The organism is Mesorhizobium tamadayense (assembly GCF_003863365.1).
Classification (GTDB): domain Bacteria; phylum Pseudomonadota; class Alphaproteobacteria; order Rhizobiales; family Rhizobiaceae; genus Mesorhizobium; species Mesorhizobium tamadayense.
The window spans coordinates 68,345-85,984 of record NZ_RQXT01000031.1; the positions used below are offsets into that span (position 1 = coordinate 68,345).

Sequence of the window (17,640 nt, forward strand, 5' to 3'; positions counted from 1 at the left end):
AGCCATACCTTCATTAGGGCTGCAGCTTCGCCCCTGCCCCGCCATTGTCGTCCTGGCCCGTGCCGTCATCCTCGCCCGAACCGTCATCCTGGCCGGCGCCGTCGTCCTGAACGGCATCGGCCGGCTTCAACATGGCGCCGTTGACCGTGACGGAACCGTCGGCCTTGGTATTGATGACCCATTCCAGCCGGCCGTCAGGCAGCGTCTTGCCGAAACCTTTGACGGCCAGCGCAAACGGAAAAGCCTGAGCCAGTTGCTGGTCGCTCTTGGCGCCCTCTTGCAGGGCCTGCACGATCTTGTCATAGCCCGCGACATCCACGGTCATGGTCGCATCCGGCTTCTTGTCCGGAAACGTCATCTCGCCTTCCATGGCTACCTCGATGTCGCCATTCTTCACCGTGCTGTGCCCAAGGACGAACTTGGGTGTCTTGGCAAGGAAATCGGTGACCAGAGCGTCGCCGAACTCATCCGACAGCGGCGGATTCTTGTTGAGATCAAAGGCTTCAATCGCCTTCTTCGCCATGGTGTCGAGATCAATGTTGGCGCCGCCGAAATTGAGGTCGACATCCGTCGGCAGCAGCGCAACGCTCCAGCCAGGCAGCATCTGCTGCGGGATCGTCAGGCCGGAGGCCTTGATCGCGTAGTTGACTTTGCCATTCTGGGAGACGCCGTCCATGCCGAACGCAGTGCTGAATTGCTTCGCCCCGAATTTGCCGACGGGGCTCTCCACCTCGAAATCCTTGAAGCCGTAGTTGCCGTCGATCCTTTCCCAGATGGGCAGCGCGGCCTGCAGAAGCGTCTTGAGCTCCGCCTGATTGGCCTTGAGTTTGGCTTCGTCCTCATTGGCCACGGCAAAGGCAAGCAGATCGAGCAGCGGCTTGGTCCGCACGCCCTTGCCGTTCGCGTCCACCGACAGTTCCGGCGTTTTCAGTGTAAGCGGAAAGTTCATTCCGCTATCGGGATCGTCGACCGTGATCTTTTCGACGAAGCTCGACACTTTCTGCGTCGCCGTGAAGTCGACGCCACCATTGGCCGACTTGGTGGCGGCAATGGTCGCGGTGCCGGCGCCGGCGGTGACGTCCGCCTGCTGCTTGGCTTGCCGCGATGTCATCGCCATGCCCGCCATGGAGCTCGCACCGCTGGTGAAAGCGGCGAGACTCGGGTCGTAGACGGCGGTGCCCTTGCCGTCCTTGACCGTGAGCTGCATGCTTTGCGGGCCCTCCGGTCCGGTGAATTCGAAAGACATGCTCTGCGAGAAATCCGAGGCGACGTCCCAGGATCCATCGCTGCGCGGCTTCACCATCAAGGCGTAGGGCGCAAGGTCGAATTTCAACGGCTTCTCGTTTGGCAGCGCATTGACCAGCGCCTTGATGTCGACCGAGATTTTGTAGGCGTCGCCTTCGGCCGATACCTTGAGCACGCCCTTGTCGAACGCCTGCCTGCCGAAATAGCGCGCCAGATTGTCGGAGAGCTGCTTCGCGCCTTGGCTGTCGATCGTCTGGGCGACGGCGGGCGCGCTGAACGCGAGAGCTGCAACAAGTGGCAAAATACGCTTCACGTCGGTTCTCCGTTGTCGGAAGGCGAAATTCGTTTCGTGCTTCTGGTAGGGAAGAAGCGTTACTGCCGCAAGACGGCGACTGTACGCCAAAAGCCCGCGCGGCTAAAGCACCAGCCGCATCAGCGGCCGGCCGGGCTTGCGCTCCAGAAGCCTCTCGAACCCGGCCTTCTCGAACACTCGCGATGAGCCGACGAACAGTCCTATCGAGCGTGAGTCGCGCGACAGGTCGATCGGGCAGGCTTCGAGCAGCCTGGCGCCGTTTTCGCGGGCGAATGCGATGCCGCCGTCGACGAGGCGGTGGGTGATGCCCCGCCCCCTAGCCTTGACGCGGATGAAGAAGCAGGAGATCGCCCAGACGCTCGCATCGCCGGCGTCCGCTGGATCGACCGGCGCCGAACCCCTGCCCTGATTGTTCCACTCGGGCACATCGGCGCGCGGACCGATCTGCATCCAGCCGACTGCCTTGCCGTCCTCGAAGGCCAGAAGCCCCGGCGGCGGGCCGGCTTCGATGCGCGCCTTGATGTGATCCTTGTTGCGCTCGCGGTCGCTGGCGCGGCGCTCCGCCGGTGTCAGCCGGAAATGCGTGCACCAGCAGCCGTAACAGGCACCTTGCTTGCCGAAGAGGTCCTCGAAGTCAGCCCAACGCTCTGGCGTAAGCGGTACTACGGTCGTGCTCATGCGTTCTCCCCAGGCCAAGCTTGTTGCCGGCCCTGCACTGTCGTACCATTGCGTTTGTTCTCTTTATGTTCGCAGCGATGGCGGCTCCTGTCAACAATCCCGAACACGGTTTTTGCCGCGACTGCCTGGCTTTCCAGCGCGGCGAGACGCGCCGCTGCGAGCGCTGCGGCAGTCCGCGCCTTGTCCGCCACCCCGAGCTCTACCGGCTGCACATCGCCCATATCGACTGCGACGCCTTCTATGCGGCGATCGAAAAGCGCGACAATCCCGCGCTGAAGGACAAGCCGGTGATCGTCGGCGGCGGCAGGCGCGGCGTCGTCTCCACCGCCTGCTACATCGCCCGCATCCAGGGCGTTCGCTCGGCGATGCCGATGTTCAAGGCGCTCGAGGCCTGTCCCGAGGCCGTGGTGATTCCACCCGACATGGAAAAATATGTCGGCGTCGGCCGTGAAGTGCGCGCGCTGATGCAGGCGCTGACGCCGCTGGTCGAGCCGCTGTCGATCGACGAGGCTTTTCTCGACCTGGCCGGCACCGAGCGCCTGCACGGCATGCCGCCGGCGCTGGTGCTGGCCCGCTTCGCGCAGACCGTCGAAAAGGAGCTTGGCATCACCGTTTCGGCCGGCCTCTCCTACTGCAAGTTCCTGGCCAAGATCGCGTCGGACTTGCGCAAGCCGCGCGGCTTCTCTGTCATCGGCGAAGCGGAGGCGCCGACCTTCCTCGCCGGGCAGCCGGTGACGCTGATCTGGGGTGTCGGCAAGGCGCTCGCCGCGACGCTGGAGCGCGACGGCATCCGCACCATCGCCCAGCTGCAGCGCATGGAGCGCGGCGAGCTGATGCGGCGCTACGGCGTCATGGGCGAACGCCTCTACAGTCTCTCGCGCGGCGAGGACGACCGCCGGGTCGTTCCGGACGGTGATGCCAAGAGCGTCTCGGCCGAAACCACCTTCGACACCGATATCGCCTCGCTGGCGGAACTGGTGCCGGTGCTGCGCGGCTTGTCCGAGAAAGTCTCGGCGCGGCTGAAGAAATCCGGCATCGCCGGGCGCACCGTGATGCTGAAGCTGAAGACGAAGGATTTCAAGCTCCGCACCCGCAACCGCCAGCTTGGCGATCCGACGCGGCTCGCCGACCGCATTTTCCAGACCGGGCTCGACCTGTTGCGCCGCGAGGCCGACGGCACGAAATTCCGCCTGCTCGGCATCGGCGTCAGCGATCTTTCCGACGACGGTAAGGCCGATCCGCCGGATCTTGTCGACGTGCGGTCGCGCAAGCGCGCGATGGCCGAAACCGCCATCGACGCGTTGCGCGACAAGTTCGGCAGAAAGGCCGTCGAGACCGGCTACACCTTTGGCAAGGGCCGCGGCGCCAATCCGCCCGAGCCGCTCGAGGAGTGAGAGCGGCCGGCATTCATTGTGGGCTTGATCAAGTGCGCTTCAGATCGATCCGGCTCGTCACCATGGTTTTGCCGGTTTTCGGATCGGTGTCGGTCACTGTCAGCCGCATGCCGTCGCTGCCGGTCTTTTCGACGGTCAATTGAGCTTTGCGGTCGCCGTTGACCTCCTTTGCCCAACGGATGCCAAGATTGAGCGCGTTGCCCGAGCGGCTTCCGTTCAACCGCGCCGGTCCCGTGCGCGAGCCGATATAGACGCCGGTATAGCCGGCGCCGCTGGCCTTGAGGTCGGCGCTGATCGCCCGCGTCATCAGGATCAGGCCGCGGCATTTGCCGTCGAGCGACAGCGAGGTCGAGGTGGCGCCGGATTTGAAGGTGCAGGAGATGTCCACTGTCGGCGCACTGGCGCTCACCTTGAGGGTGCCGTTGCCGGCGAAGCTGCCTTCGAACGAGCGCAGGAAATCGCCATCGTCGGCACGAGTGGCCGTCGCTGCCGTCAGGCAGCCGACGAGCAGGAACAGCATCGTCGATTTCATCGGAAGCCTCCCCCAGCATCGAAAGCTGCGAATATGACGAACGCCCGCGCCGGCTGCAGGTTCCGCCTTCAACGTGACTGTTTTTTGACGCCCCTTCCCAACGCCGCCGGGGCTGGCCCAGTCGAATGCGTCGACTAGCGGTTGCGGTCGAAGGTCCAACTTGCGAAATAGCGCCCATGGCACCCGCTCCCTCGATCACCAAGGCCGCGCTCTGGATGGCGCTGTCGATCGCCTCGTTCCTGGCGATGTCGGTCGCCGGCCGCACCGCGACGGCCGCGCTCAATGTCTTCCAGGTGTTGGAACTGCGTTCGGTGATCGGCTTCTTTATCCTGCTGCCGCTGGTGATGACGGGCGGCGGCTTCAAGGCGATGCGCACCGGGCGCCCCCTCGCTCACGTTGCCCGCAACGTCGTCCATTACGCCGGCCAGGCGGCCTGGCTCTATGCGCTGACCCTGATTCCGCTGGCCGTGCTGATCTCGATCGAGTTCACGACGCCGATCTGGACCGCGATCCTGGCGGTGAGCTTTCTTGGCGAAAGGCTGTCGCGGCCAAGGCTGACGGCGATCGTGCTGGGATTGATCGGGGTGGTGATCATCGTGCGTCCCGGCGTCGGCTCCGTCGATCCCGGTCATCTCGTCGTGCTGGGAGCCGCGATGTGCTTCGGCGTCTCGGTGGTCATGGTCAAGTCGCTGACGCGAACCGACAGCGTCGTGCGCATCATCTTCTGGATGCTGATCATCCAGTCCGCGGTCGGCCTTGTCCCGGCGCTCTATGTATGGCGCAACCCGGCGGTCGAGCTGTGGCCGTCGATATTCGTGGTCGCCTTCACCGGCATGTCTTCCCATTTCTGCATGGCCCGCGCGCTCAGCCACGCCGATGCGACCGTCATTTCGCCAATGGACTTCCTGCGCGTGCCGCTGTCTGCGCTGATCGGCTGGCTGCTTTACAGCGAGCAGATCGATGCCTTCACCGCCAGCGGCGCCTTGCTGATCCTGACCGGCAATCTGCTCAACCTGCAGCGCAAAGCGCCTCAGCCTGCCGAAGTTGCCACCTCGTAAGGCGTGTCGCGTGAAAAAGGATTCACGCGACCTGCTTTAGGTCTTTGATTTTAAGCATGTCTTTGTCCCGAAACCGCTGCACACGGGAGACATGCTTCAGGTCGCTTACGACCCGACAAGCTGGCTGCCAGGACCGCCGTCACTCGCCGCGTCGATCGAGCGGCGCTCAGTCATAAACGCCATCAAACAGAAATTCGTTGTCGCTGCCGGCCTTGAAATGTCCGGCGTAGGAACCCGCCGGCAGCAGCAATGCTACGCCTGCACCGTTGCGCAACATTACGGTCTTTGGCCCGGTCGCAAGGTGAAATGGCGGATCAAGCACTGCGCCGTCGATTTCGAGTTGGCCCCTTAAGGGCGCTCCATCAGTGCTGTAGAGCGCATAGCCTCCAGCGATGGGAACATCAAAAATCTTCCGCTGCCCGGGATAAAGGCTGCTGCCGGCGATCCTGAGGTTTGGCGCGACACGAACGTAGCTGTTCAAAATCAGGGGCGCGACCACCGGATAGATATAGTCCATCCGGTAGGACCACAGGATCAGCTTTGGCGGAGAGTTGCTAAGGACATTATAGGCCTCGGAGCGTCCGCTTTCCCGCAAAGTTTTGAGCACGTAGTGTTTGTCGAGCCATAAGGTTGTCGGCTCCATCCGGTTGGGCAGCATCCCTATACCATCGAAATACCGCTCATCCGGTGCAAGCAACGACTCTGCGCGCGCCACCAGTTCAAGTTGGGCCGCATTGTCGAAGCGAAGGTAAAGCAGATTGACAACGAAGCTAATGGCCATCGCCGTGGCGAGCGCTATCCACGCAACGCGCAGGTAACGCACGCGGGTTGCGAGGCCGTCGAGCATCGCCAACGACCATAGCGACATGAACGGCAACGCCATGATGAACACGTAAGGCCACGGCTGGTCGTGCGCGAAGACCAGCACCGTGATGACGACGGAGAAGACCAGCGCAATTCGCCGTCGTTCGTCGAACTTCATGATCCGCATCAGAGACAGAGCCATGCCGGCGAAACAGAAGACGTAAAGAACATAGTTGCGTGCGAGCGTCTGCAGCACGAACCGCCTCAGCCCCCCGTAGTCACCGCCCCCGCGCGTCGCAACCTCGATCGGGCCGAATACGAGGTTCTTGGCAATCGAAATAGGATCAGCGCCGCCGAAGATGAAGCAATAGGCAATTATGGGAACGGTCCATCCCAGCACGAGCCACGCGCCGCGGGCCACGCCTGCCGCGTAGCGCCTCATCAAAGCTGCGTCGGCGACCAGACCAACGCCAAGCGCAAGATTGAAGTAGGCTGCTTTCTGCGTCGCGAGGAACGACAAGCCGCTTAAAGCGCCGGCAGCGACAAGCTGCCATCCCCTCAATTCACGTGCCCGCAGGACGACCAGCAGCGCCGCCACGGCGAAGAACACCGCCAGCGGTTCGGCGATACTGCGAAAGATGCGCTCCATGAAATTCGAAAAGCACAGGAGGAGGAGGACGATGATCAGAGCACGGATCCGATCCTCCCCAAGCGCGCGAGCAGAAGCGTAGACCATGGCGGTGATCGCGCACCCTATCAGCGCGGTCTGAGTGCGGCCGACAAGAAGTATGGACGTGGCATCCCAGCCGATCAGGTGAGCCAACTTGTAAAAGGCGGTGGAGCCGACCGCCTTGCTTGGCTGCACCGTGGCGAACAGGCCATTAAACAAATACTTCGCATATCCAAGCTGGCCAAATTCATCCATGACGAATCGGCACTTCCAAGCCAGGACAAACAACAAAACGATCTTCAGTCCGATCAAAGCACGTAGAAGGATCGTTAAGCGGCGCGATCCTGCACCGAATAGATCAGCCAGACCTGCTTCTGATTGCATTCAACCCAGCCCTTGAATGAACCTCAGATGTAAGCGACGTTAATTAAGAAAATTGGCTATGCCATACGGCTCATGACGTTTGAAACCCTATTCGATGTTTGTTCCTTGAAGGCCTCAAGCACAGGCCAGGGCCGTAGCATCTGGAGTCCAGCCAGATGCGGATGCGACACTACATTGACCATAGCGAAGCAGGTCAAAGTTCGGCCGCTCCTGCCCCTGCCAAGGTCAGCACGCCGCGCGCCATTGCGCCCCAGTCATACTGAGCCAAAGCGTAGCGAGCCATGGCGACGCGTTCCACGGATGTGAAGGCAAGGCTATCGATGGCATCGGTACAACGCCTGGCCGAGCCCTCAGGATCGGTGAGATCGATGGCAACGCCACGCAGCCATTCGGCAGCGCCAGGGTCAGCACGGTTGCTCGGTTCGCCACAGACGACAGGCAGGCCGCAGGCCATTGCCTCCTGAATAACCAGCGGAAAGCCCTCTCCCACGCTCGGCAACAGCAGGAGGTCAACCCCCCGATAAAGATCGGCCAGGGCCTGGGGGCTCTGGGCGCCTAGATCATGAACATTGGCCAGCCCCCATTTGCCGGGTCGGATCGGGCCGCTGCCGACCGTGAGAAATGTGATATCCGGGCGGGACGCAGCCAAAGCGCGCAGCACCGCCAGCCCCTTCTTCTCCACATAGCGACCAACAAAAAGAACGCGGCGCGTATCCGGGGAGATTGCGATCCCCGCCAGAGCCGCTGGCACGAAGGCCGGGCCTTCGGCGGGATGAAAAATTGCACCGTCGACACCGTTGAACAGCAGTTGGTAGGGAATGCGCGCCGGAGTGCCCACGAGGTCATGGCGCACCGTGTCGCTAATGAACACAAGCGCGTCGGCCGCCCGGAGCATATGGCGCGTGACGACGATGTTGGCCATTGCCATTACCGAGCGGAGAATGCGCGAAGAAAAGGGGATGCCGGCGATATGCTGTATTAAGACAACACGCTTGCGAGAGGCCTTCGCCATCAGCAACGCCAAGATGGATGTGACGTACAGCGCATCGTGCACGACCACCGCATCGCTGCGGCGTACTTCACTGGCCAGCGCGCGGATCGCACGAACACCCGGCAGCGGGATTGGCAGGCCAATGATCTTCTCGGTTGGGTTGACGCAGGCAAGCGGCACCGCTTCAACTCCGGCCTCTGGCGGCTGATCGGCATCGCTGGCCGCCCAAACCGCCTGGACGCCCGGTTGCGTGAATTGTCGGCACAAATGCCCGGCCACCCGCTCTATGCCGCCGCCGTGGGCTTCATAGAAATGGCTGACCGTCAGAATGCGCAACGGGTTAATCCTTCAAGTCGGCTCGAAGCGCATCGCCACCTCGAGCCTATTGGGAAACAGCAGTCGATAGATGTTCTTCCGATACTGCTTCGGTGCGGCGCGACGGGCGATGCGGTAGCCGCTTTCGGCTGCTAGCCTCTCCCAATCTGCTCGCGTCAGGTAGCGCGCCCAGATCATTCCGCCAAATGGGATATTGCCTATGGCGTCCATTGTGGTCAGGCGCAGGTTGTCCAGCGTTCCGCAGCTTTCGTGATCCTTTATGTAGAGCGGGCCATCGACGACGCGCCGAATTTCACGCAACAAGCCCATACGTGCTGCGACTGGAACGTGATGCACTACATTGTTGAGCGTCGCTGCAGCAAAACTGCGATCCGCAAAAGGCAGGGTTTTGCCGTCATACTGCCTGGTCGGAACGCTCAGCGAGGAACAGAAACGGTCAACCATGTCCACTGTCTGTACCTCATCCACCGGAAAAAGTTCGGCCATAGCTTGCGCAATCACCCCGGTGCCACCACCGACGTCAAGCAGATTGCGATGGTGTTCGTCCCACAGCTCACGCAAACTATCGAGCATGACCGCCTGATAGGTCGGCACCTTGTTCCGATACATGGCGAGGTGACGCGACAGGATGCCCTGCAGAAGTCTCGGGTCGATGGGGCGCATTGCCGTGGCCAAGGTCATCAGCCCCCCGTCATCCAACGGTTTGGCGTGGCGATAGCCCATCGACCAAGCAGGAAGTTCAGCGCCAGCATGCAGACCGAGGCAACCGGCGAGGCGAGCACCATAGGCAGGCCGACCTGCTGATGCCAGAACCATATGGTTACAAAAGCCAACGGTATGTTGGCCACCATTGCGATGACGTAACGCACGAAGGTTATGGGAGCCAACGGTCGGCGAAAAGTGAACACGCTATGCAGCACATAGCCCGTGCCCGCCACGACGCAGAAGGACAACAGCACGGCCAGCCATAACGGTATCCCAGCCCTGTCAGCCAAGATGATCACGGCGTTGTGCAGCACGATGCAGATACCGGCGATCACGACATAAGCAAAGGGCGTGCGCATGCTCATATGGCTGCCTTGCGGGCCCGGACCAAGAAAACGCAGGCGTTGTCGTTGCGTATTTGGGCGGGCGTTATGCGGTCTTCCAATTGAGCGCGCAGGTTCATCAGCAGGGCAAGCAGCGATGCCGAAGCAGCGCCTATGATCGGCAAACGTCGAAGGAAGAAAGCAAAGCCCGTCAGGCGGATAAGCGTCGTCGTTGCCAAGGGCCCGGCAATCGCATGCACCTCTTCGACTTCGAGGCCGCGATCAGCAAGATCCACGACAAGTCCTGTGCGTGTCCAGCGGCGATGATCTTCGGGATGAGGATGGTAGAGCCAGGTGCCGTGAGTGGACAACAGCAGCACACCGTCGTCGCGCAGCAGCCTCCGAATCTCGGCGCAATAGGCGTCAAGATCGCGCACGTGCTCCAACACCTGCACTGAAAGCACCGCTCCGGCGGCGCCATCGGCCAGCGGCACGCGGCCCTGCTCGTCTATTTTCAGGAAGCTGCCTTCGCCAATATCCGCGCCGCGATAATCAATCTTCATTTGCAGCATCATGTCGGCATAGGGCATGTCACCGCAGCCGAGATCGACCATCAGCGTGCCCGGGCGGACATGCGTCCTCGCCTCTTCTTGCAACAGCCGAGCCAGCCCACGCAAGACCAGCCAGTCCGTGTCCCAGATACGCGGGGCAGCCCTACTTTCTCTCATACCATCAACTCTCAAGGGAACCACCGACCTGCTGTTCCTACACTATCCTGTTGTCCGGAGCGCCAGTGCCAACAATGTCGGAAAGCAGGCGGTCAAAACGCACGCCTGCCATCCAGGTTATCAAGCAGCAACTTGAGCACAAAGCCGGCCAGCACCATGGACATGCCGGCCACGCAGGCGGTGGTGATCACAAAGGTCAGGTGCACCGACTGCTCCATCGGGCCGCCGACAAAAATCCAATGCAGCGCCAGCAACACGTCCGCGACAAAGCCTGCCACCGCCAGCACGCCGCCGGAAAAGACCAGCCATTCCAGCGGTCGGCCGCGCATCAGCCACGGCACGATTCGGCCTCCGTGGACCGGGTGATAAATGGCGATCGCCACCTTGGCCAGCATGCCGAAAAGGATCGCCGATAGGCCGATCAGAGTCGCCATCGCGGAGAGCGCGACGAAGTGAATTCCAAAATACCACCCGCCGATCCGGACAGGCCCCTCGGCGAGGATCGCAAGGCCAACAACGCCAGCCACCAGCAAAGTCACTCCTGGTATAAGGTACATGGTATCGGGTGCATGGGCTATGATCAGCCGCAGGTGTCGCCAACCGTCACGGAATGAGCGCAGATGAGGCGGGCGGCCGCGCTTGTCCGGATAGAGCTTGATAGGCACCTCGCGGATCACGAGGCCGGCGCGGTGCGCGTTGATGACCATCTCCGAAGCGAATTCCATGCCCGGCGAGCGCGCGCCCATCCTGCTGAACGCATCGCGCGTGAACCCGCGCATGCCGCAGTGAAAATCATGTATCGGAGAATGATGAAGCCAGCGGGCAATCGTTGAAAGCACCGGATTGCCGAGATAACGATGCAGCGGCGGCATTGCGCCGGGCTCGATACCGCCCGCAAAGCGATCGCCCATCACCAGTTCGGCACCATCCTCCAATGCGTCGATGAAGTCGCCGAGGCTGCTCCAGTCGTAGGAATCGTCTGCGTCCGCCATGATGAGGTACTTGCCTCGCGCAGCTTCGGCCGCCGCGCTGATCGCCGCGCCATACCCCTTGACCCGCTGGTGCACGACACGCGCGCCGAGGGACTCTGCAATCTCAACCGACCGGTCGCTTGACCCATTGTCCCCGACGACGACCTCACCCTTGATGCCCCTCTTCGCAAAAACATCAAGAGCTTTGCTAATGCAGATGCCGAGCGTGCGCTCCTCGTTCAGGCAAGGGATAATAGCCGACACGAGAGGAGCCCCCGCATCATCGGCCCGCAGGACATCCAGATCGGTCTGGACCGCTGCGAAATCTAGCTTGTCGACCATCGTGCCCCGCTCCGCCCAATCGTCAGCCCTACCGACTACTAGGCTACGCCCCAACATTTCCGCAGCCTAGCTGCAACCTTAGCAAGAACAAGTTAGTCAAAGATATACAGAGCCATACACCGTTGAGCGAATGGCATGGCGAGTACTTGGTGGGAGTTTTTGCTCTCGTCGCCAGAGCGCCACATCCAGATATGCCGACGTGGCCAGTCGCCTCGCGCCAAAGCAATCCCGGAAAAGGCGCGTAACGGTTCTCCGCCCGGAATTGCGCGAAAACAAACGGTTGGACCTACACCAGCTCCACTTCGACAACACCCGGCACCGCGCGCATGGCCGACGCGACTTGCGGCGAGATGCGGTAGCGGTTGGGAAGCTCGATCTCCACCTCGCCCTGCCCGGCGTCCTTGATGAGCACGAAGCTCACCTGCCCCTCGCCCTTCACGGCAAGCTGGCTGGCGACGATATTGATCGGCTGGGCGTCGCGCACGAAGATGCGCAACGCCTTCTGGATGCGGCTTGCCTCGTCCTCCAGCGACTGCACCGTCTGGATGCGCAGATTGATGCCCTCCGGCCGGTCTTCCGCCGAAACCGTGATCACCACCGAACGGCCGGGTTCCAGCATGTCGCGATACTGCGCCAACCCTTCGGAAAACAGCACCGCCTCGTATTGGCCCGTCGTGTCGGAAAACTGCACGACGCCCATCTTGTTGCCGGTGCGCGTCTTGCGCTCCTGCTTGGTGGTGACGGTGCCGGCGAGCCGGCCGGCGGCGGCGCCGCGTTTGACCGCGGCCGAAAACTCCGCCCAGTTCTGCACCCGCATCTTCTGCAAGGCGGCCTTGTACTCGTCGAGCGGATGCGCCGAGAGGTAGAAGCCGACGACCTGGAATTCTCGGTGCAGCCGGTCGGCGGCAAGCCATGGCTCGGCCGCCGGCAGGTTGAGCGCCTGCGACTGGCTCCCAAGCGACGCTCCAAAAATGTCGGCCTGGCCGGAAACAGCATTTTGCTGCGCCAACGAGGCGAGCCCCATCATCCGCTCCACGCCGGCCATCATCACGGCGCGATCGTGCCCGAAGCAATCCAAGGCCCCTGCCATGATCAGGCTTTCGAAGACGCGCTTGCCGACGACCTTCGGATCCACGCGCTCGCAGAAATCGGCAAGGTTCTTGAACGGCTTCTCGCCGCGCTTTTCCACGATGTGCTCGACCGCCGCGTCGCCGACGCCTTTCAAAGCCGCCAGCGAATAGAAGATCTTGTTCTCGCCGACCTCGAAGGGGCGGAAGCTGGTCATCACCGACGGCGCCACCACCTCGATGCCGAGGCGCAGCGCGTCTTGCCGGAAATCGGCCAATTTGTCGGTATTGCTCATGTCGAGCGTCATTGACGCCGCCAGGAACTCGACCGGATAATGCGCCTTGAGATAGGCCGTCTGGTAGGAGACGACCGCATAGGCCGCAGCGTGCGACTTGTTGAAGCCGTAGTCGGCGAACTTCGCCAAAAGGTCGAAGATGAAGTCGGCCTGCGGCTTGGAGACGCCGCGCTCGACCGCGCCCGAAACGAATCGCTCGCGCTGCTTGTCCATCTCGGCGCGGATCTTCTTGCCCATGGCGCGGCGCAGCAGGTCGGCCTCGCCGAGCGAATAGCCGGCAAGCTCCTGCGCGATCTGCATCACCTGTTCCTGATAGACGATGACGCCTTGCGTCTCCTTCACCAGATGGTCGATCTTGGGATGGATCGAGGCCATCTCCTCCTCGCCATGCTTTCTGGCGTTGTAGGTCGGGATATTTTCCATCGGGCCGGGGCGGTAGAGCGCGACCAGCGCGATGATGTCCTCGATGCAGTCCGGCCGCATGCCGATCAGCGCCTTGCGCATGCCCGCGCTTTCAACCTGGAACACGCCGACCACCTCGCCGCGCGACAGCATGGCGTAAGTATCGGGATCGTCGAGCGGGATGCGGGCAAGGTCGATGTCGATGCCGCGCCGGCGGATGAGCTTCACCGCCGTCTCCAGCACGGTCAGCGTCTTCAGGCCAAGGAAGTCGAACTTCACCAGCCCCGCCTGCTCGACATATTTCATGTTGAACTGGGTGACCGGCATGTCCGAGCGCGGATCGCGGTACATCGGCACCAGCTCCGACAGCGGGCGGTCGCCGATGACGATGCCGGCGGCATGCGTCGAGGCGTGGCGATAGAGGCCTTCGAGCTTCTGCGCCGTGTCGAGCAGCGTCTGGACGATCGGCTCCTTCTCCGCCTCCTCGGCAAAGCGCGGCTCGTTGGCGATGGCATCCGCCAGCTTGACCGGATTGGCCGGGTTCTGCGGCACCATCTTGGAGAGCTTGTCGACCTGGCCGTAGGGCATCTGCAGCACGCGGCCGACGTCGCGCAGCACGGCGCGCGCCTGCAGCGTTCCGAAGGTGATGATCTGCCCCACCTGGTCGCGGCCGTATTTCTGCTGGACGTAGCGAATGACCTCCTCGCGCCGGTCCTGGCAGAAGTCGATGTCGAAGTCCGGCATCGAGACGCGGTCCGGGTTGAGGAAGCGCTCGAACAGCAAAGAGAAGCGGAGCGGGTCGATATCGGTGATGGTCGTCGAATAGGCCACCAGCGAGCCGGCGCCCGAACCGCGTCCCGGCCCGACCGGGATGCCTTGCGCCTTTGCCCATTTGATGAAGTCGGCGACGATCAGGAAGTAGCCGGGGAACTTCATCTTCTCGATGATGCCGAGCTCGAATTCGAGCCGCTCGCGATACTGCTCGACCGTGTAGCCCGGCGTCGGCCCATCCTTGGCGAGCCGCGCCTCCAGTCCTTCGCGCGCCTGGCGCGCGAGCTCGGCGGCTTCCGCTTTCTCGGCCGCGTCCTTGTCGGCAGAATCGGCCCCGGTGAAGCGCGGCAGGATCGGGCTGCGGTTCTTCGGAAAGTAGGAGCAGCGCATCGCGATCTCGACGGTGTTGTCGATCGCTTCCGGCAGGTCCGAGAACAGCCGCGCCATCTCGGCCTGGCCGCGCAGGAAATTGTCCGGCGCAAGCCGCCGGCGGTTGTCGGCGGCCACCACCGAGCCTTCGGCAATCGCAATCAGCGCGTCATGCGCCTCATAGTCTTCGCGCTTAGAGAAGAAAGCCTCATTGGTTGCGACCAGCGGCAGTTCGTGGGTGTAGGCCAGATCGACCGTCGACTTCTCGACCATGCGGTCATAGCCGGCGACCCGTTCCAGCTCGACATAGAGACGGTCGCCGAACAGGCCTTTGAGGAAGAGAAGCCGCTGCTCGGCAAGGTCGCGGCGGTCCGCCTTCAGGGCGCTGCCGATCGGACCGCGCGGGCCTCCGGTGAGGCAGATCAGCCCTTCGCACTTCCCCTCCAGCATCGTGCTGGTCAAATGCACCGGCTCGCCGGGCGGCGTCTCCAGATAGATCTTGCTGACCAGCCGGACCAGATTGGCATAGCCGGCCTCGCTGGCGGCAATCAGCACGATCGGCGACATCTCAGGCCCGTGCCGGCGACGGTCGCGCTGGGCGTCGCTCGCTTCGCCGGAAAAGGCGAGATCGACCTGGCATCCGATGATAGGCTGGATACCGTCCTTGACCGCCTTCTGCGCGAATTCAAGCGCGCCGAACAGATTGTTGGTGTCGGTCACCGCGATCGCCGGCGCCTCGTCCTTGACCGCGTTGCCGACGATGGCGCCGAGCTGCAAGGCGCCCTCAAGCAGCGAATAGGCCGAATGCACGCGCAGATGGATGAAGGTCCGCGCCGGCGCTTCCGGGCGCGCGGCTTTCACGGCAGCTTCGCGCTTCAACGGGTCGCGTGGGAGTTCATCGGCCATGGGGCTCTTGTCGCTCGAAAGGACTCAACATCTGTGCAGATGTATTGTCCGGGAGCGCGCGATGCGAGTCCAGCGATCACCTGTGCACAGCAGAGCCCGTCAGGCGAATTCCATGATCACCGCATCCACCGCCAGGCTGTCGCCGGGCTTGGCGTTGAGCTTCGCCACGATGAGGTCTCTTTCGGCGCGCAGCACGTTTTCCATCTTCATCGCCTCGACCACGGCCAGTGTCTCGCCGGCCTTGACCTCTTGGCCCTCGGCGACGGCGATCGACACCACGAGGCCGGGCATCGGGCAGAGCAGCATTCTCGACCTGTCCGGCGGCAGCCTCTCCGGCATCAGCCTTTCAAGCTCCGCCGTGCGCGGCAGCATGGCTTGAGCCGTCACCGACATGCCTTTCCAGGCGATGCGAAGACCGTTCGGCACCGGCCGCACCTGCGCCGCGATCCGGCTGCCGCCGACCGTGCCGTGCCAGATCGCATCGCCCGGCCGCCAATCGGAGGCGACCGTCAGCGGCTTGCCGCCATCGATCGACAGATCGATCTCCATCGGAATGGAGACCATGCCGTCGACAATGCCGGCGGCAAGATAGTCCGTGCCGATCTTCACCACCCAGTCGCGCTTGAGATGGCCCGAATGCGGCGCCAACCGTCCGCTGAGGCGGTCGAGCCGGTCCCGGCGCAGTAGCTCGATCGCGGTGGCGATCGCGGCGAACACCGCCTTCTCCCCGCTGTCCGGTTCGACCGGCGCGAAGCCGTCCGGATATTCCTCGGCGATGAAGCCGGTCGAAAGCCTTCCTTCGCGCCAGCGCGGATGCTGCATCAGCGCCGCCAGGAACGGAATGTTGTGCTCGATGCCGTCGACGACGAAGCTGTCCAGCGCCACGGACATGGCGTCGATGGCCTCCAACCTTGTCGGCGCCCAGGTGCAGAGCTTTGCTACCATCGGGTCGTAGAACATCGATATCTCGGAACCTTCGGTGACGCCGGTGTCGTTGCGGATCACGATGTCGCCGAACGTGCCCTCTTGCGGCGGCCGGTAGCGCGTCAGCCGGCCAATCGAGGGTAGGAAATTGCGGTACGGATCTTCAGCATAGAGGCGGCTTTCCACCGCCCAGCCGTTGAGCTTCACGTCGCTCTGCCTGATTCCGAGCTTTTCGCCGGCGGCAATGCGGATCATCTGCTCGACAAGGTCGATGCCGGTGACGAGCTCGGTCACCGGATGCTCGACCTGCAATCTTGTATTCATTTCAAGGAAATAGAAGTTCTTGTCCCTGTCGACGATGAACTCGACCGTGCCGGCGCTCTGGTAGTCGACGGCTTTCGCCAGCGCTACTGCCTGCTCGCCCATGGCCTTGCGCGTCTTGGCATCGAGGAACGGCGACGGCGCCTCCTCGACCACCTTCTGGTTGCGGCGCTGGATCGAGCACTCGCGCTCGCCTAGATAAAGCGCATTGCCATGCGCGTCGGCCAGCACCTGGATCTCGATATGGCGCGGATCGACGACGAATTTTTCGATGAACACGCGGTCGTCGCCAAAGGAGCTTTTCGCTTCCGAACGCGCCCGCTCGAAACCGTCGCGCACTTCCGTTTTGCTCCAGGCGATGCGCATACCTTTGCCGCCGCCGCCGGCTGAGGCCTTGATCATGACCGGGTAGCCGATCTCGCCGGCGATCCTTTCGGCATGATCGGCATTTTCGATGACACCTAGCCAGCCGGGCACGGTCGACACCTTGGCCCGGCTCGCGAATTTCTTCGATTCGATCTTGTCGCCCATCGCGCGGATAGCCTTGGGCTTCGGCCCGATGAAGACGATGCCTTCTTTTTCCAGCGCCTCGCAGAAGGAGGCGCGTTCCGACAGGAAGCCGTAGCCTGGGTGCACCGCTTTGACGCCGGTCTCCTTGCAGGCGGCAATGATCTTCTCAGGCTGGAGATAGCTCTGCGCGGCGGGCGACGAGCCGATATGCACCGCCTCGTCGGCCATTTCGACATGCACCGCATCGCGATCAGCGTCGGAATAGACCGCAACCGTGGCGATCCCCATCTTGCGCGCCGTCTTGATCACGCGACAGGCGATCTCGCCGCGATTGGCGATCAGGATCTTCTTGAACATTCGGGTGTCGTCCTCCGGCGAAGCCGTCCAGTTCTATGGACAATCCCGCCATGGCTCAAGTGGCCGGACGGCGCGGATCTGCCCTGCCCTGAATGCGAACACCGCGCCGAAAAACGTCGCAACGGAAGTTGGCCGCCACAAAGGAACTCTGTAAAGTGGCGTTTGGGCTTACTGCGGAGGGCCGGCGGGTATTCGCCTCGCCGGGCAGGCTCAACAAGCCAGCCACGAGCTGACAATTTGTCT

General features: G+C 62.6%; 13 protein-coding genes. 2 read left to right on the forward strand and 11 right to left on the reverse strand.

Annotated features, from left to right (window positions below; all coding sequences use genetic code 11):
* Positions 1–13: 13 nt before the first annotated feature.
* Together EH240_RS22765 and EH240_RS22770 are read right to left on the reverse strand one after the other, a co-directional pair.
* A complete protein-coding gene (locus tag EH240_RS22765) occupies positions 14–1,558 on the reverse strand; it encodes a hypothetical protein (protein WP_125002793.1) in 1,545 nt (514 codons plus the stop codon).
* Positions 1,559–1,660: 102 nt separating this feature from the next.
* On the reverse strand, positions 1,661–2,236 hold the full coding sequence (locus EH240_RS22770; RefSeq protein WP_125002795.1) for a GNAT family N-acetyltransferase: 576 nt from the start codon (positions 2,234–2,236) through the stop codon (positions 1,661–1,663).
* Positions 2,237–2,301: 65 nt separating this feature from the next.
* Here EH240_RS22770 and EH240_RS22775 point away from each other — a divergent pair, with 65 nt between their 5' ends.
* The gene (locus EH240_RS22775) at positions 2,302–3,630 is read left to right on the forward strand and encodes a DNA polymerase IV (RefSeq protein WP_125002797.1); all 1,329 of its coding nucleotides are present in this window, start codon (positions 2,302–2,304) and stop codon (positions 3,628–3,630) included.
* Between the two features lie 28 nt (positions 3,631–3,658).
* Here the strand turns inward: EH240_RS22775 and EH240_RS22780 are convergent, their stop codons facing one another.
* Positions 3,659–4,162 carry a hypothetical protein gene (locus EH240_RS22780; protein ID WP_125002799.1) on the reverse strand — a complete coding sequence of 168 codons (504 nt, stop codon included), beginning with the start codon at positions 4,160–4,162 and terminating at the stop codon, positions 3,659–3,661.
* A 176-nt stretch (positions 4,163–4,338) separates the two neighbouring features.
* Between EH240_RS22780 and EH240_RS22785 the strand changes: the two genes are divergently transcribed.
* Positions 4,339–5,220 (forward strand): DMT family transporter, encoded by an 882-nt coding sequence (locus EH240_RS22785; RefSeq protein ID WP_125002801.1) that lies wholly within the window; start codon positions 4,339–4,341, stop codon positions 5,218–5,220.
* Between the two features lie 166 nt (positions 5,221–5,386).
* Here the strand turns inward: EH240_RS22785 and EH240_RS22790 are convergent, their stop codons facing one another.
* The 8 genes from EH240_RS22790 to EH240_RS22825 form a co-directional block, all read right to left on the reverse strand.
* On the reverse strand, positions 5,387–7,078 hold the full coding sequence (locus EH240_RS22790; RefSeq protein ID WP_125002803.1) for a DUF7055 domain-containing protein: 1,692 nt from the start codon (positions 7,076–7,078) through the stop codon (positions 5,387–5,389).
* A gap of 193 nt (positions 7,079–7,271) precedes the next feature.
* Complete coding sequence (locus EH240_RS22795; RefSeq protein ID WP_125002805.1) at positions 7,272–8,405, reverse strand: glycosyltransferase family 4 protein; 1,134 nt, start codon at positions 8,403–8,405, stop codon at positions 7,272–7,274.
* A 12-nt stretch (positions 8,406–8,417) separates the two neighbouring features.
* Complete coding sequence (locus EH240_RS22800; RefSeq protein ID WP_167484115.1) at positions 8,418–9,086, reverse strand: class I SAM-dependent methyltransferase; 669 nt, start codon at positions 9,084–9,086, stop codon at positions 8,418–8,420.
* On the reverse strand, positions 9,086–9,475 hold the full coding sequence (locus tag EH240_RS22805; RefSeq protein ID WP_125002809.1) for a GtrA family protein: 390 nt from the start codon (positions 9,473–9,475) through the stop codon (positions 9,086–9,088). Before EH240_RS22805 ends, EH240_RS22800 begins: the two co-directional genes overlap by 1 nt.
* Complete coding sequence (locus EH240_RS22810; protein WP_342634108.1) at positions 9,472–10,161, reverse strand: class I SAM-dependent methyltransferase; 690 nt, start codon at positions 10,159–10,161, stop codon at positions 9,472–9,474. The genes EH240_RS22805 and EH240_RS22810 overlap by 4 nt, the downstream gene beginning before the upstream one ends.
* Positions 10,162–10,253: 92 nt before the next feature.
* On the reverse strand, positions 10,254–11,474 hold the full coding sequence (locus EH240_RS22815; protein WP_125002813.1) for a glycosyltransferase family 2 protein: 1,221 nt from the start codon (positions 11,472–11,474) through the stop codon (positions 10,254–10,256).
* Positions 11,475–11,760: 286 nt separating this feature from the next.
* Positions 11,761–15,285: a DNA polymerase III subunit alpha gene (gene dnaE / locus EH240_RS22820; RefSeq protein ID WP_125002815.1), complete on the reverse strand. Its 3,525-nt coding sequence runs from the start codon at positions 15,283–15,285 to the stop codon at positions 11,761–11,763.
* A gap of 99 nt (positions 15,286–15,384) precedes the next feature.
* Positions 15,385–17,397, reverse strand: coding sequence for an acetyl-CoA carboxylase biotin carboxylase subunit (locus EH240_RS22825; protein WP_125002818.1), 2,013 nt, complete (start codon positions 17,395–17,397; stop codon positions 15,385–15,387).
* Positions 17,398–17,640: the final 243 nt, after the last annotated feature.

Coding starts and splice junctions, on each gene's coding strand:
- EH240_RS22770 (WP_125002795.1), bottom strand. CDS start 2,236: ATGAGCACGACCGTAGTACCGCTTACGCCAGAGCGTTGGGCTGACTTC.
- EH240_RS22775 (WP_125002797.1), top strand. CDS start 2,302: ATGTTCGCAGCGATGGCGGCTCCTGTCAACAATCCCGAACACGGTTTT.
- EH240_RS22780 (WP_125002799.1), bottom strand. CDS start 4,162: ATGAAATCGACGATGCTGTTCCTGCTCGTCGGCTGCCTGACGGCAGCG.
- EH240_RS22785 (WP_125002801.1), top strand. CDS start 4,339: ATGGCACCCGCTCCCTCGATCACCAAGGCCGCGCTCTGGATGGCGCTG.
- EH240_RS22790 (WP_125002803.1), bottom strand. CDS start 7,078: ATGCAATCAGAAGCAGGTCTGGCTGATCTATTCGGTGCAGGATCGCGC.
- EH240_RS22800 (WP_167484115.1), bottom strand. CDS start 9,086: ATGACCTTGGCCACGGCAATGCGCCCCATCGACCCGAGACTTCTGCAG.
- EH240_RS22805 (WP_125002809.1), bottom strand. CDS start 9,475: ATGAGCATGCGCACGCCCTTTGCTTATGTCGTGATCGCCGGTATCTGC.
- EH240_RS22810 (WP_342634108.1), bottom strand. CDS start 10,161: ATGAGAGAAAGTAGGGCTGCCCCGCGTATCTGGGACACGGACTGGCTG.
- EH240_RS22815 (WP_125002813.1), bottom strand. CDS start 11,474: ATGGTCGACAAGCTAGATTTCGCAGCGGTCCAGACCGATCTGGATGTC.
- dnaE (WP_125002815.1), bottom strand. CDS start 15,285: ATGGCCGATGAACTCCCACGCGACCCGTTGAAGCGCGAAGCTGCCGTG.
- EH240_RS22825 (WP_125002818.1), bottom strand. CDS start 17,397: ATGTTCAAGAAGATCCTGATCGCCAATCGCGGCGAGATCGCCTGTCGC.